Origin of the sequence: Streptomyces sp. NBC_01166 (genome assembly GCF_045039765.1) — a bacterium.
GTDB lineage: Bacteria > Actinomycetota > Actinomycetes > Streptomycetales > Streptomycetaceae > Streptomyces.
In genome coordinates this window covers 2,562,097-2,576,480 of the sequence record NZ_CP108613.1, presented here as the reverse complement: position 1 = coordinate 2,576,480, position 14,384 = coordinate 2,562,097, and the positions used below count along the sequence as shown (strand labels likewise).

Below are 14,384 nucleotides of genomic sequence, written 5' to 3'. Positions count from 1 at the left end.
CTACCTCTTCAGATAGCTGCCGATGCCCTCGGCGATGCCGAGAGCGGCTTTCTGTCGCCAGCCCGAACTGGTGAGCAGGGCGGCGTCCTTCGGATCACGCATATTGCCGCATTCGATGAACACTTTGGGCACGGTCGACAGATTCAGGCCGCCGAGATCGTCGCGGGTGTCCAGCCCCGTGTTGTCGCCGATGTAATTGGAAGGCGCGCTTCCGGTGACGCGTACGAAATTCCCGGCAATCCGTTCTCCAAGTTCACGCGAAGGGGCAACGATCTTCGTGGTGTCCGAGCCGTCCCCGTTCACCGCTGCGGGGAGAATGACGTGGAATCCACGGTTCCCGGTTGCGGAACCGTCCGCGTGGACCGAGACGACCGCGTCGGCCCGCTCCTTGTTGCCGATCCGCGCCCGCTCGTCGACGCACGGGCCGTAGGGGCGGTCGCCGTCCTGGGTGAGGACGACCTTCGCGCCCTGTTCCTCCAGCAGCGTGCGCAGCCGGCGGGAGACGTCGAGGGTGAACCGGGCCTCCGCGTAACCCGCGTCGGTCGCCGTGCCCGTGGTGTCGCACTCCTTGTGCCCGGTGCCGATGTCCACCTGGCTGTTGATCTCCCGGGTGTGGTCGCGGTTGCCCGGGTTGTGCCCGGGGTCGATCACCACGGTCCGACCCGTGAGCGGCCCCCGGGGGGCGGGCTTCGCGGAGGTGGGCCCGGTGGGCGGGGTCGCGGCCGGGGCGGACGACTGACGGGGCGAGGGGGTGGACGCGGCGGACCGGGACGCGCTCTCCGGTCCGGCCCCGGGGCCCTGCCCGCCGTCCCCCGCGCACCCCGCGGCGGTCAGACAGACACCGGCCAGCGCCGCGGCGGCCAGCACGGGCCCGCGGCGGGGCGTGGGGGGAGGGAAGTCTTCGTGACGCACGTCCGCGATGCTATCCGTGACCCTCAGATCCCCGTCCCCGTACGCCGCAGGACGCGCAGCGAGTCCGTCACCGAGATCTCGGTGAACGCCCCGGAAGCCAGGGCGCGTTGGTGGACGCGGTAAGGGGCCTGGCCGCCGTCCGCCGGGTCCGGGAACACGTCGTGGATGATCAGCAGACCGCCGTGGGCGACCTTCGGGGCCCAGCCCTCGTAGTCGCCGTTCGCGTGCTCGTCGGTGTGCCCGCCGTCGATGAAGACCAGGCCGAGCGCCCCGCCCCAGACGGCCGCGACCTGCGGGGACCGTCCGACGAGGGCGACCACGTGCTCCTCCAGCCCGGCCCGGTGCAGGGTGCGCCGGAAGGTGGGCAGCGTGTCCATCAGGCCGGTCTCGGGGTCCACCACCGAAGTGTCGTGGTACTCCCAGCCGGGCTGCTGTTCCTCGCTGCCCCTGTGGTGGTCGACGGTGAGCGCCGTCAGCCCGGCGGCGCGGGCGGCGGCGGCCAGCAGGATCGTGGACCGCCCGCAGTAGGTGCCCACCTCCAGGAGCGGGAGCCCGAGCGCGGCGGCCTCGGCGGCGGCGGCGTACAGGGCGAGCCCTTCGTGGACCGGCATGAAGCCCTTGGCGGCCTCGAAGGCGGCGAGAACCTCCGGGTCGGGACGGGCGGACGACTCGGCGGCCACGGGGTTCCTCCTGGTGGGGCGGTGGATCGGACGGCGTCCCATCGTGCCGTACGCCCCCGCGACAGGGATCGGCGGGGGCGTACGGGTGGGGTGGGCCCGGGTCGGGGCCCCTGGCAGGGCTGCCGGGTCAGGTCAGCAGCTCTGCCAGAGCCGGGTCATGACCCGGACGCCGAAGCGCAGGCCCTCCAGCGGGACGCGTTCGTCCACGCCGTGGAAGAGCCGGCCGTAGTCCAGGTCGTGCGGGAGCTTCAGCCCCTTGAAGCCGAAGCAGCGGATGCCCAGGTGGGTGAAGGCCTTGGCGTCGGTGCCGCCGGGGTTGCAGTACGGGACGGGGTGGCCGTCCGGGTCCTCCGCGCGGACCGCGTCACACATCGCCTCGACCAGCGGGCCGTCGAACGTCGTCTCCATCGCGATGTCGTGGTTGACCCACTCGCGGCTGACGGAGGGCAGCAACAGCCGGTCGATGGTGTCGATCAGCTCCTGCTCGTGGCCCGGCAGGAAGCGGCCGTCGACGCGGGCGGTCGCCTTCCCGGGGATCACGTTGGTCTGGTAACCCGCGTCGAACATGGTGGGGTTGGCGGAGTTGCGCAGCACCACCTGCATGAAGTCCGCGACCGGACCCAGCCGGGACAGCGTGCCCTCGATGTCGTCCTCGTCGAACTCCGCACCGTAGAGGCGCGCGGCCTCCTCCAGCAGGGCGCGGACCGGTTCGATGAGCCGTACGGGGAAGGTCTCGCGGCCGATCCGGGTGAGGGACTCGGCGAGGTCGGTGACCGCGTTCTCGTCGTTCGGGGAGGAGCCGTGGCCGGCCCGGCCGGTGGCGGTGAGCTCCATCCACGCCATGCCGCGCTGGGCGTTCTCGATCGGGTACAGCCGCCGGGTGTCGTCGATCGCGAAGGAGAAGCCGCCTCCTTCGCCGATCGCCTCGGTGACCCCGGAGAAGAGTTCGGGGCGGTGCTCGACCAGCCAGTGCGCGCCGAACTTCCCGCCGGCCTCCTCGTCGGCGAGGAAGGCGAGGACCAGATCGCGGGCCGGCCGCGTGCCGGTCCTGGCGAAGTGCCGCGCGGTGGCCAGCATGACCGCGACCGTGTCCTTCATGTCGATCGCGCCGCGCCCCCAGAGGTAGCCGTCGCGGATCTCGCCGGAGAACGGCGGCACCTGCCACTCGGAGGCGTCGGCGGGCACGACGTCGAGGTGGCCGTGCACCAGCAGGGCGCCCCGCGAGGTGTCGGCGCCCGCGACGCGTGCGATGACGTTGGCCCGGCCGGGGGCCGACTCGACCAGTACGGAGTCGATGCCCACCTCGGTGAGCCGGGCCACCACCCAGTCCGCCGCGGCGCGTTCGTCGCTGGTGGGGTTGGAGGTGTCGAAGCGGATCAGCTCGGCGCAGAGACCGACGACCTCCTCCTGGGCCTGCTCGGACGCGGGGACGATGCTCATGCTGCTCCTGTCGGGGTGGTGACCTGGGTGGCGGCGGATGCCGGGGTGGTGTGCGCGTCGTCGTCCAGGGCGGAGGTGCCGTACGGCCTGACCCAGCCCAGCAGGCCGAGCACGCAGTACAGGAGGAAGGCCGTGGCCAGCGAGTTGAGCGCGGGGATGCCGCCGTCGTAGAACTTGCCGACGCAGAACGCGGTGAGCCAGATGGCCAGCGACATCGGCACCCAGGTGGGAGAGGCCGAGGGGAGGGTCTGCGCCTCGCGGGTCTCGTCCAGCGGCCGCCGCATCCGCTTCACGAACCAGTACTCCGCGACGATGATGCCGCCGATCGGAGGGATCATCACGCCCAGCAGGGAGAGGAACTCCGTGAAGTGGGTCATGATGCCGACCGCGGAGAGGAGGGTGCCCGCGACTCCGAGGGCGACGGTGACGACTCCGCGGTGCAGCCGCTTGCCGAAGACGACCTGGAAGAAGTTGACGACGCCGAGCGAGGAGCCGTACAGGTTCCAGTCGTTGATCTTGGCGGTCGACATCAGGACCACGATCACGCCGAACGCGCCCGAGGTGGAGAGCACGATGTGCGAGACCTCGCTGGACTTCACCAGGTGGCCGAGGAGCACCCCGACCATGCCGACGATGTACTCGGAGAGGATCATCGAGGAGGCGCTCTGCACGAAGACGTGCGAGCCCTTCCTGTTGTAGCGGGTCATCTCGGGCGAGACGATGGCGCCGGTCATGTAGCCGCCGGCGATCGCGGTGGCGGCCACCGCCAGCGGGATCGTCTCACCGGGCGGCGGCGAGCTGATCAGGTCGCCGAGCGAGTGGTCGTTCAGCGTGGTGATCACCGACCAGGCGACCATGCCGAAGAAGAGCGGGGTGACGATCTTCGCGAACAGGGCCATCCAGCGGAAGCCGAAGATCACCAGGGCGGTGATGGCGGCGCCCGCGATGACGCACCACATCCAGGACGGTCCGCCGACGAGCGCCGAGACGCTGTCGCCGAAGATCGTGTTCTGGACACCGAACCAGCCCACCAGGCTGACCGCGATGACGAAACTGACCAGTGCCGAACCGTTGCGGCCGAAACCCACCCAGCGGGTCAGCATCGGAGTGGCCAGGCCCTCGCGCATCCCTGCCAGACCGATCGCGAAGATCACGATCTCCAGGATCACCGCGCCGAGCGTGAAGGCGAGGAAGGCGTCCCCGAAGGTCATGCCCACACCGATGGTGGCGCCGAGCGTGAACTGGGAGATCGACCCGGACTGGGCCAGCCACTGCAGGAGCATCGACCAGAAGCCGAAGCGCTTGTCGCGCGGCACCCGGGAGAGCGAGTAGTCGTCGCTGCCGATGCTCTTGGCCTCGGGGACCGTGGCGGCGCCCCGGCTGTCGGATGCCATCAGGACTCCTGGGTGGTGCGGCCGAAGGTCTGCAGGTGAGCCAGCGACCCGTAGCGGTTGACGAGGTTGTCGAACTCCACCGCGTCGTGGAAGTCCAGGGTTCCGGCGCCGAAGGCCTTGGCGACCTCGACGGCGTACCGGGCGGCGGACGCGATGTCCGTCTCGTGACTCGCGCCCGTCTGGCAGCCCGGAACCGCGGCGGCCGAGGTGACCGCCAGACCGACGACCGGAGCCGCGGTCGCGGTGGAGGGCTGCAGGATCGAATTGATGTGGTGTGCACCGTTACCGTACGGGGTGATGTCCTGGGTGGTCACGGGGTACGTGACCAACGGCTCACCGGTCACCACGGCGAGCAGCTCGCCGAGCTGCTCGGACACCCGGAGCACCCAGCCCTCCTTGACGGTGGGCGAGAGGGCCAGGCCCTTGTGGTTGATGATCCGGTTGCCCTTGGTGGTGTCGATGGAGAGCACGGCCTCCATCTCGCCGGTGACCTCGTGCCGGTTCATCGTGGCGATGTCCACCGGGGACCCCATGAACGGAACCGGGTCGTGCGGCTCGGTCGGAGCGTTCGGGCAGATGTGCGTGGCGACGATCACGTCGCCGGGCAGCGCGTCGCCCCGGCGGCGCATGTCCAGCAGCTTGGCGGCCGCGGCGAGCGCCGAGGCCGCACCGTCGGCGTCGGACACGAGCCCGGTCACCTCCGGCCGGGCGCCGACGCCGCCGAGCCGGCCGACCACACCGAGGGTCCGGGCGCTGCCGCCCGAGGTGCGCCCGTGGGTGCCCGGGATGCGGACGAGTACGAAGTCCGTCGCCCCCCGGTCGCCGGTGACCGTCGTGACCTCGGCCGCCGAGCCCGCGGCCCCGGCGACGGAGTCGAGGTATCCGGCGACGGACTTGCCGCTGACCTGCGGGTCGTCCAGCAGCTCGACGATGTCCAGTACGTACTTGAGCATGGGGGGCCTTTCTCCGGAGCGGGACACCCGCCCGGCGCTCCTACGGGGAAGCGCGGGGCGGGGTGCTGGAGCAACATTCGGGATCCGCTACCGTGGAACGCAATGCTTTCCCGTTATCTGCAATTCAGGTCTGAATGGTGAGATGCTGCTGATGGCCGACTTCGATCCGGACCGCCGGACCCCCGCCGGGGCGCTGCAGACCGTCGACCGGGCGCTCCTGGTGCTGCTCGCCTTCGAGCGCACCCGGCCCGACTGGGGCGTCACCGAGGTCGCCGAGGAGTTCGGCTGGGACACCTCGGTCGCCCAGCGTCTGCTGGCCACGCTCGCGGGCCGCGGATTCCTGGTGTCCGACCCGGTCACCCGCCGCTACCGCATCGGCCCCGCCGTGCTGCGGCTCGGCCGGCTCTGGGAGCGCTCGGGGTCACTGGAGCTGCTGGCAGGCCCGGTGCTGGAGGAGCTCCGCCGGACCACCGGCGACACGGTCCTGTTCTGTCTGCCGGACAACTTCCACATGCGGTGCGTGGCCGCCGAGGAGGGCGAGACCGGGCCGCTGCGCTACTACCCGCTGGTGGGGGAGCTCTACCCGGCGCACGCCGGGGCCACCAGCAAGTCCTTCTACGCCTACCTGCCGGACGACCAGCGCCACCGGCTCTTCCGGGGCCGCCCCATGGCGCGGTTCACCGACCGGACCGTCACCGACCCGGATCTGCTGGAGAAGGAGTTCATGAAGGTCCGCGCCCAGGGCTTCGCGTGGACGGTCGGCGAGTACGACACCGGCATCGCCACCGTCGCCGTGCCGGTGTTCCTCAGGCGCGAGCCCTACGGCAGCCTCAGCCTCGGCGGAGGCGAGGACCGCTTCCGGGGCGCCCCCGAGGACCGGCTCGAAGCCCTGCGCCACGCCGCCCACCTGCTGGAGCAGCGGCTCACCCACCCGCCCCAGCGGCCGAAGTCCCGCGCGGGACGGCCGCGTACCACCTGACCCCCGCCCGTGAGCCGCCCGAACGGCTTTCCGCTCCCACCGCACGAGGAACCTCTGTGAATCTGCTGCTGCTCTCCAACTCGACCCAGTACGGCCGCGGTTACCTGGAACACGCCCTGGACACCGTCACCGCGTTCCTTCCGGCGAACGCGCGGCTGGCCTTCGTGCCGTACGCCCTGGCCGACCACGACGCGTACACCGCACGTGTCCGCGCGGCGCTGGAGCCGTCCGGGACCGTCGTGCGCGGCGTCCACGAGGGCGCCGACCCCCTCGCCGAACTCGCCGCCGCGGACGCCGTGTTCATCGGCGGAGGCAACTCCTTCCGGCTCCTCGACGCCCTGTACCGCACCGGCCTGCGCGAGGCGGTACGGGACGCCGCACGGGACGGACTGCCCTACATGGGCGCCAGCGCGGGCACCAACATGGCCGCGCCCACCCTCCGGACCTCCAACGACATGCCCATCGTGCAGCCGCCGTCCTTCGACGCGCTGGGCCTGGTCCCGTTCCAGATCAACCCGCACTACCTGGACCCGGACCCGGACAGCACCCACAAGGGCGAGACCCGCGAGGAGCGGCTCACCGAATTCCTCGAGGAGAACGACGTCCCCGTGCTCGGGCTGCGCGAGGGCTCCTGGCTCCGCGTCGAGGAGGGCACGGCCACGGTCCAGGGCGCGCGGCCCGCACGGCTGTTCACCCGCGGGGTCCGGCCGCAGGAGCTCGCGGCCGGAACCGATGTGTCCCGGCTGCTCGCTACGGAGCCGAGGTTCGACGCTCCGGCGCGCTGACCGGCGCCGCCACGGGGGCGGACCCGGCCGCGGCGAGGGCGTCGCCCGCGCTGCTGGCCAGCAGCACCGGATGCGCCTTCCGCTGCGCCGGCAGGAACGCCGCCAGCACGAGGCCGATCAGCACCGCTCCCGTGGCGATCATGAACGAGGTCCGGAAGCCCTCCATGGTGGGGACGTCCACCGCGCCCATCCGCACCGAGGTGTTCGCCAGCACCATGCCGATCACCGCACTCGACAGCGAGGTGCCGATCGACCGCATCAGCGTGTTCAGGCCGTTGGCGGCGCCCGTCTCCGACGCGTCGACCGCGCCGATGATCAGGGCGGGCAGCGAGGAGTACGCGAGCCCGATCCCCGCGCCGAGCACGACCGCGATGACCACCGTCTGCCAGGCGGCGCTCATCAGGCCGAGCCCCGCCCCGTAACCGACGGCGATGACCAGCATGCCCAGGATCAGTGTGGTCTTGGGCCCGCGGCGGGCGGAGAGCCGTGCGTACAGCGGGGCGACGAACATCATGGTCAGACCCAGCGGTGCCACACAGAGCCCCGCCACCACCATGGACTGCCCCAGGCCGTAACCCGTCGACGCGGGCAGCTGGAGCAGCTGCGGCAGGACCAGGGAGACGGCGTAGAAGGCGACCCCGACCATGATCGAGACGAGATTGGTGAGCAGCACCTCGCGGCGGGCGCTGGTACGGAGATCGACCAGCGGCGCCGGGGAGCGCAGCTCGAAAAGGCCCCACAGCACCAGGATCACCAGGGACGCGGCGATCAGACCGAGTGTCAGGGGAGAGGTCCAGCCCCAGTCGCCGCCCTTGGTCACGGGCAGCAGCAGGCAGACCAGGCCGAGCGAGAGCCCCAGTGCCCCGAGGAGGTCGAAGCGCCCCGGCGCGCGCAGCGGCGGCTCCGGCACGACGAGGACGGTCAGGGTCATGGCCAGCACCCCGAGCCCGGCCGAAGCGAGGAACAGCGCGTGCCAGTCGGCGTGCTGGGCGACGATCGCGGCGGCGGGCAGCGCGAGTCCGCCGCCCACGCCTATGGACGAGCTCATCAGGGCCATCGCCGAGCCGAGCTTCTCGCGCGGCAGGACGTCGCGCATGATGCCGATCCCCAGCGGGATGGCGCCCATGGCGAAGCCCTGGAGCGCGCGGCCGACGATCATGATCACGAGGCTGTCGGTGGACGCGCAGATCAGCGAGCCCACCACCATCACGGCGAGGCTGGCCAGCAGCATGCGCCGTTTGCCGTACAGATCGCCGAGCCGCCCCATGATCGGGGTCGCGACGGCCCCGGCGAGCAGGGTGGCCGTCATCACCCAGGTCGCGTTCGCCGGATCGGTGCCGAGCAGGGACGGCAGGTCCTTGATGACGGGGACGAGCAGGGTCTGCATCACCGCGACGGTGATCCCCGCGAACGCGAGTACGGGTACGACGCCGCCGCCCTTGCCCCTGCGCGGGTCGGGGAGCGCTGCGCGCGAGCCCTGCTGTCCGTTCGTCGTCCGTTGCATACGTGTGGCCTCCGGGCAGGGGGAAGAAGCAGAAGATCGAGCTGGGTGGAGCATGCGGCAGCGCGCCGAGGGGCAGCGCCGACCGCCAAGTGTGTGCATGTTGAACGCTTCCTTGTGCCTGCGATATTCCGGTGAACGCGGCGTAAAAACGGGGAAGTCGGCGGAGGACCTACGCCAGGAGGCGGAGAGGCGATGAGACCGAAGGGGGCCCGGAAACCGATGTACGGGGCATGAGACGCCTGCGAGTATGACACCCATGGATGACGTCACCCCGCCCGCACGGCCGCCCGCACGATCGAGAACCCGTACCTGGGCCGTGGTCGCGGCCGCCTGCACCGGGCAGTTCCTGGTCGTCCTCGACGTGTCCGTCGTCAACGTGGCACTGCCGTCCATGCGCACCGACCTCGGCCTCAGCGCACCCGGGCTCCAGTGGGTCGTCAACGCCTACTCGATCGCCTTCGCCGGCTTCATGCTGCTCGGGGGCCGGGCCGCGGACATATACGGCCGCAAGAGGATGTTCCTGACCGGGCTCGCCCTCTTCACCGCGGCCTCCCTGGCCGGGGGGCTCGCGCAGGAGGGCTGGCAGCTCCTCGTGGCCCGCGCCGGGCAGGGACTCGGCGCCGCCGTGCTGTCCCCGGCGACCCTCACGATCCTCACCGCCGCCGTCCCCGAGGGCCCCGCGCGGTCCAGGGCGATCGGCACCTGGATGGCCGTCGGCGCGGGCGGCGGAGCGGCCGGCGGACTGATCGGCGGAGTGCTCACCGATCTCCTCTCCTGGCGGTGGGTGCTGCTCATCAACGTGCCGGTCGGCGTCCTCGTCATCGCCGGCGCGGCGGTGTGGCTGGCCGAGGGCAGGGCGGGCGACCGCCGCCGCGTCGACCTGCTCGGCGCGGTGCTCGTCACGGCGGGCCTGGCGACGACGGCGTACGGCATCGTGCAGACCGAGGCGGCCGGCTGGACCGCAGCCGCCACCCTGGTGCCCCTCCTGGGCGGCCTGGCGCTGCTCGGCGTCTTCGTCCTGGTGGAGGCCAGGACGGCCGCGCCGCTGATGCCGCTGCGGGTGCTCGGAGTGCGCGCCGTCTCGGCGGCGAACGTGTCGATGCTGCTGCTGGGTTCGGCGACGTTCGGCATGTGGTACTTCATGACCGTCTACGCCCAGAACGTGCTGGGCTACACGCCGCTGGAGGCCGGGTTCGCGCTCGTACCGAGCTCCGCCGCCGTCTTCATCGGCGCGAAGGCCGCGCCCGCGCTCATGGCGCGGGCCGGCGCCAAGTCCCTGGCCGTGGCCGGAACCCTGGTCGCCGCCGCGGGCTTCGGCTGGCAGTCCACCATGGGCGTGCACGGCTCCTACCTCACCGCGGTCTGCCTCCCCGGCGTGCTGATGATGGCCGGCGCCGGACTGGCCTCCACCCCGCTGGCCACGCTCGCCACCTCCGGTGCGGCCCCCGGCGACGCCGGACTCGTCTCCGGGCTGGTCAATACCTCCCGCACCATGGGCGGCGCGCTGGGCCTCGCCGTGCTCTCCACGGTCGCGGCGGCCCGTACGGCGGGTTCGACGGGGACGGCGGAGATCACCGCCGGATACGCGCTGGCCTTCCGCACGTCCGCCGTGGTGCTGGTGTGCGGGGCGGCGATGATGCTGCTCTGGCTGCCGGGCCGCCGGGACCGGCGCACCGGCGGACGCCCGGGCACACGGGCCGGTGGCCGCCCCGGGAAGAAGTCCACGCCGGCGGCGCTGCACTCCCCGGAGGCCTAGCTAGAGCCAGCCCTCCTGGCGCGCCGCGCGCATCGCCTCCATGCGGTTGCGGGTGCCGGTCTTGCCGATCGCCGAGGAGAGGTAGTTCCGGACCGTGGACTCCGACAGGCTCAGCTTCGCGGCGATGTCGGCGACCGTCGCCCCGTCCACCGAGGCGTTCAGGGCGTCCCGCTCCCGTGGGGTCAGCGGGCTCGGGCCCGCGCCCAGCGCTGCGGCGGCCAGCGCCGGATCGATCACGGTCTCGCCGCCCAGCACCTGCCGGATCGCCTTCGCCAGCTCCCCGACGGGGCCGTCCTTGACCAGGAAGCCGGAGGCTCCGGCCTCCATGGCACGCCGCAGATAGCCCGGCCTGCCGAACGTCGTCAGGATCAGCACCCGGCAGTCCGGCACCTCCGTACGCAGATCGGCGGCCGCGTCCAGGCCGCTGCGGCCCGGGAGCTCGATGTCCAGCAACGCCACGTCCGGGCGTGACAGGAGCGCCTCGTCCACGATCCTGTCCCCGGCGGCCACCTGGGCCACCACCTCGAAGTCCGGCTCCATCCCGAGCAGCAGCGCGAGCGCGCTGCGCATCATGCCCTGGTCCTCGGCGAGCAGGATGCGTACCGACCCCGTGGGGCGGTGGTCCTGCGGCATCTCGTTCACGGGCTCAGAGTAGGCCGCCGGGAGACCGCCGGAGGCCCGACGCCACCACCTCGCCGGGTGGCGCGCCCTTCAGCCGCAGTCCCGCTCCCCGGGGCCGTCCGGCGCCTCGGCCGGCAGTTCCGCCGTCACGACGAAGCCGCCGTCCGGGCCAGGGCCCGAGTCCAGGGAGCCGCCCGCGGCGGTCAGCCGTTCGGCCAGTCCCTTCAGTCCCGTACCGCCGGCCGGGCCCGCGAGCTGTCCGGCGCCGGCGCCGTCGTCCGTCACCGTCAGCCGGACCCGTTCTGATGTGGAGTCGAGGACGAACACGCAGCGGGTCGCGCCACTGTGGCGTACGGCGTTGGTGACGGCCTCCCGCGCCACCCAGCCCAGCAGCGCGTCGGTCCGCGCGGCCGGTGGCGGCCCCGAGCGGTGGACGGCCTGCTCGATCCCGGCGGCGGCCAGCACCGGGCCGGCCCGGTCCAGCTCGGTGGCCAGGCTGCCCTGGCGGTAGCCCGTCACCGCCTCACGGATCTCGGTGAGGGCCTGGCGGCCCACGGACTCGATGTCGGAGACCTGGCCGAGCGCGGCGTCCATGTCGTGCGGCGCGAGCCTGCGGGCCGCCTCGGACTTGACGACGATCACCGACAGGGTGTGGCCGAGCAGATCGTGCAGGTCGCGCGAGAAGCGCAGCCGCTCCTGCTCGACGGCGCTCCGTGCCAGCTCCTGACGGGTCGCGCGCAGCTCCGTCACCGTCTCGGACAGGGTGAGGATCGCGGCGGTCACACCCCCGGAGATGAAGGTGCCGTAGCCGATCGTCCAGGGCTCCGACACGTGGTCGCCTCGCCACACGGCCACCGCGCACGCACACCCGGCCAGGACGATCAGGCAGATGACCAGCCGCCGGCCGCGCAGGATCGTCCCGCAGGCCAGTGAGAACAAGGGGAAGAACAGCAGCCAGTTGCCGCCGTACGCGATCGCGAGACCGAACGTGATGGCCCCCATCGCCGCCAGCAGCGCGTAGGACGTGGCGCTCTCCCGCCTCCTCCTGTCGAACCCCCGGAACACCACCGAGATGTACAGGGAGTTGAAGGCCAGCAGCCCGAGACCGCCGACCCAGGGGTTCGACGTCTCGCCCTGCAGGAGGTTGGAGAACGCGCCGAGCCCCATCAGCAGAGTGGGCAGCAGGGCGTAAGGTCCGGGCGGGCCGGGCCGCCTGTTCCTCTTCTTCGTCTTCCTGGACACGGTCACTCCACTCACACGGTCCTCGCCGACCGACGGTAGGACATCACGGCGTAACCGCCGAACAGCGTCAGCCACCCGCCCAGTACGGCCACGGACCCGGCCCCCGGGGCGTGCCCGGCGATCGTCGACCAGCCCAGGTCGGCGAAACCGTGCGCGGGGGTGAACCCGCCGACGGCGCGCAGCCATCCGGGGAACACGCCGAGTGGGAACCACAGCCCGCCGACGAGCGCGAAGCCCATCAGGCAGGCCACGTTGACCACACCGGTGCCCTGGGGGGTGAGCCGGTACCCGTTGCCGATGCCGAGCAGGGTGAACGGCAGCGCGCCGATCCACAGCAGCAGCACCAGCGCGACCCACTGCCAGGCCGCCAGACGCACCCCGTTGACGAGCGCCCCGGCCAGCAGCACGGTCAGGACGGTCGGCAGGACCGTCACCGAACCGCTGATCGCGCGGCCCGCCACCGCGCGCCACGGGTCCAGCGGTGTGATTCTCAACTGCTGCAACCAGCCGAGGGACTTGTCCGACGCGATGCCCGTGCCGATCGCCATGGCGGAGCCGAGCGCCCCGTACGCCGCCATGCCGACCATCGACGCGGCCTTCCAGTCGTCGTAGGTGCCGCTCCCGCCGAGATTGGTGAAGAGCAGATACATCATCACCGGCATGCCCGTCCCGAAGACCAGGAACGTGGGGTCCCGCAGGGTCCGCCGGATCTCGAGGGCGATGTAGGGGAACATCACGCGGCCTCCTTCACCTGGTCGGCCGTCGGGGCGGTGAGCGAGAGGAACGCGTCCTCCAGGGTGGCCCTGCCGACCTGGAGACCGCGTACCGCGCCGATCCTCGCCAGTTCGACGACCGTCGCGTCTGAGTCGTCCGTACGCAGCAGTGCCCGGCCCCCGCGCACCTCGACGCCCAGGACGCCGGGGAGCGCCTCCAATCCCGTGGCCGAGCGGCCCGCCAGGTCGACGGAGACCAGACCGCCGCCCGCCGACCGCTTGATCACCTCGCCGCTGCCGTCCGCTACGACCCGGCCCTTGTGCAGGACCACGATCCGGTCGGCGTTCCCGTCGGCCTCCTCCAGATGGTGCGTGGAGAACAGGACGGTGTTACCGCGTTCGGCGAAGGACCGGATCGACGCCCAGAACGCGCGCCTCGCCTCCACGTCCAGAGCCGATGTCGGCTCGTCCAGTACCACCAGTTCGGGACCGCCGGCCAGCGCGACGGCGAACCGGACGCGCTGGATCTGCCCCCCGGACAGCTTGTCCACGCGCCGGCCCGCGTGCTCCGTCACACCCGCGAGAGCCAGCGCGTCGGCCACGGGCAACGGGCGCGGGTAGAGGGACGCGACGAAGCGGACCAGCTCACCCACCGTCACCCGGGGAATCGGACGGCCGTCCTGGAGCATCGCCCCGGCCAGCCCGGCACGGACCGCCCGGCCGGGGGTGCGGCCGAGGAGGCGCACCGTGCCCGAGTCGGGCTCGTTCAGGCCGAGCAGCAGACTGATGGCCGTGGACTTCCCCGCGCCGTTGCGGCCCAGCAGGGCGACGGTCTCGCCCCGCCCGACCGTGAGATCCATACCGTCGACCGCCCGGACGGTGCTCCCCGCCCGGCCGAACGTCTTGACCGCCGCGGTGAACACCACCGCAGGTCCGTTCCCCTTGGTCCCCGTTGTCCGTGTCATGACGACGACGCTACGGACCGGGGCGCCCCGGCGGCAGGGGCGTGTGTACGGACTCCGCGATGACAAATGTCCTGGGTGCGCGCGTTGTTGGGAGCGGGATGCGACCGCCGTGACGCCGGGAGCCGCCGCAGCCGGGTGGCTGCGACGGCTCCCGCATGCTGTACGGAGCGGTTCAGGCCGCCGCGCTGCCACCCCCTTCGGAGGGGCGGCGGTGACGGCCGTGCGGCTGCGCGGTCACGCTCTCCGCAGATGCGCCTCCTCGGTGCTTTCCGTAGCCGCCGGCTTCGGCCCGTTCCGCGTCCGCCTCGGGCGGACGCGTCTGGGCCGTGTCGGTTCGGGCTTCAGACATGTGGGAAGTCTCCCCGTTGCAATCGCTTACGTGTGTGTCGCAGCCCGCCGCCCCCCGGCACGGTCACCGTCGGCTTCCGCGCGGAACGACT

Annotated in this window: 14 protein-coding genes; 3 read left to right on the top strand and 11 right to left on the bottom strand. The window is 72.1% G+C overall.

Going from position 1 to position 14,384, the window contains the following annotated elements:
* The 5 genes from OG379_RS11885 to OG379_RS11865 form a co-directional block, all read right to left on the bottom strand.
* Positions 1-912, bottom strand: a complete 912-nt coding sequence (locus OG379_RS11885; RefSeq protein ID WP_405661906.1) for an N-acetylmuramoyl-L-alanine amidase — start codon at positions 910-912, stop codon at positions 1-3.
* A gap of 23 nt (positions 913-935) precedes the next feature.
* A complete protein-coding gene (locus OG379_RS11880) occupies positions 936-1,592 on the bottom strand; it encodes a class I SAM-dependent methyltransferase (RefSeq protein ID WP_405661903.1) in 657 nt (218 codons plus the stop codon).
* 132 nt (positions 1,593-1,724) lie between these two features.
* On the bottom strand, positions 1,725-3,032 hold the full coding sequence (locus OG379_RS11875) for a M20/M25/M40 family metallo-hydrolase (protein ID WP_405661901.1): 1,308 nt from the start codon (positions 3,030-3,032) through the stop codon (positions 1,725-1,727).
* Entirely contained in the window at positions 3,029-4,426 is a 1,398-nt protein-coding gene (locus OG379_RS11870) for a cytosine permease (RefSeq protein ID WP_405661899.1), read from the bottom strand. The genes OG379_RS11875 and OG379_RS11870 overlap by 4 nt, the downstream gene beginning before the upstream one ends.
* Positions 4,426-5,379, bottom strand: coding sequence for a DUF1177 domain-containing protein (locus OG379_RS11865; protein WP_393765274.1), 954 nt, complete (start codon positions 5,377-5,379; stop codon positions 4,426-4,428). The genes OG379_RS11870 and OG379_RS11865 overlap by 1 nt, the downstream gene beginning before the upstream one ends.
* Before the next feature lie 151 nt (positions 5,380-5,530).
* Between OG379_RS11865 and OG379_RS11860 the strand changes: the two genes are divergently transcribed.
* Positions 5,531-6,358 carry an IclR family transcriptional regulator gene (locus OG379_RS11860; RefSeq protein ID WP_405661897.1) on the top strand — a complete coding sequence of 276 codons (828 nt, stop codon included), beginning with the start codon at positions 5,531-5,533 and terminating at the stop codon, positions 6,356-6,358.
* A 56-nt stretch (positions 6,359-6,414) separates the two neighbouring features.
* Positions 6,415-7,143: a dipeptidase PepE gene (pepE, locus tag OG379_RS11855; RefSeq protein ID WP_362931329.1), complete on the top strand. Its 729-nt coding sequence runs from the start codon at positions 6,415-6,417 to the stop codon at positions 7,141-7,143.
* Here the strand turns inward: pepE and OG379_RS11850 are convergent.
* On the bottom strand, positions 7,109-8,647 hold the full coding sequence (locus tag OG379_RS11850) for an MFS transporter (RefSeq protein WP_405661895.1): 1,539 nt from the start codon (positions 8,645-8,647) through the stop codon (positions 7,109-7,111). The two genes, pepE and OG379_RS11850, sit on opposite strands and share 35 nt — an antisense overlap.
* Positions 8,648-8,903: 256 nt before the next feature.
* Between OG379_RS11850 and OG379_RS11845 the strand changes: the two genes are divergently transcribed.
* The gene (locus tag OG379_RS11845) at positions 8,904-10,403 is read left to right on the top strand and encodes an MFS transporter (protein WP_405661893.1); all 1,500 of its coding nucleotides are present in this window, start codon (positions 8,904-8,906) and stop codon (positions 10,401-10,403) included.
* Here the strand turns inward: OG379_RS11845 and OG379_RS11840 are convergent, their stop codons facing one another.
* The 5 genes from OG379_RS11840 to OG379_RS11820 form a co-directional block, all read right to left on the bottom strand.
* Positions 10,404-11,036, bottom strand: a complete 633-nt coding sequence (locus OG379_RS11840; RefSeq protein WP_362931405.1) for a response regulator transcription factor — start codon at positions 11,034-11,036, stop codon at positions 10,404-10,406. It lies immediately after the preceding gene.
* A 78-nt stretch (positions 11,037-11,114) separates the two neighbouring features.
* The gene (locus OG379_RS11835; protein ID WP_405661890.1) at positions 11,115-12,266 is read right to left on the bottom strand and encodes a sensor histidine kinase; all 1,152 of its coding nucleotides are present in this window, start codon (positions 12,264-12,266) and stop codon (positions 11,115-11,117) included.
* An 11-nt stretch (positions 12,267-12,277) separates the two neighbouring features.
* Positions 12,278-13,000 (bottom strand): ABC transporter permease, encoded by a 723-nt coding sequence (locus OG379_RS11830; protein ID WP_405668482.1) that lies wholly within the window; start codon positions 12,998-13,000, stop codon positions 12,278-12,280.
* Positions 13,000-13,905 carry an ABC transporter ATP-binding protein gene (locus OG379_RS11825; RefSeq protein ID WP_405668480.1) on the bottom strand — a complete coding sequence of 302 codons (906 nt, stop codon included), beginning with the start codon at positions 13,903-13,905 and terminating at the stop codon, positions 13,000-13,002. The genes OG379_RS11830 and OG379_RS11825 overlap by 1 nt, the downstream gene beginning before the upstream one ends.
* A gap of 211 nt (positions 13,906-14,116) precedes the next feature.
* Positions 14,117-14,293 (bottom strand): hypothetical protein, encoded by a 177-nt coding sequence (locus OG379_RS11820; protein WP_405661888.1) that lies wholly within the window; start codon positions 14,291-14,293, stop codon positions 14,117-14,119.
* Positions 14,294-14,384: the final 91 nt, after the last annotated feature.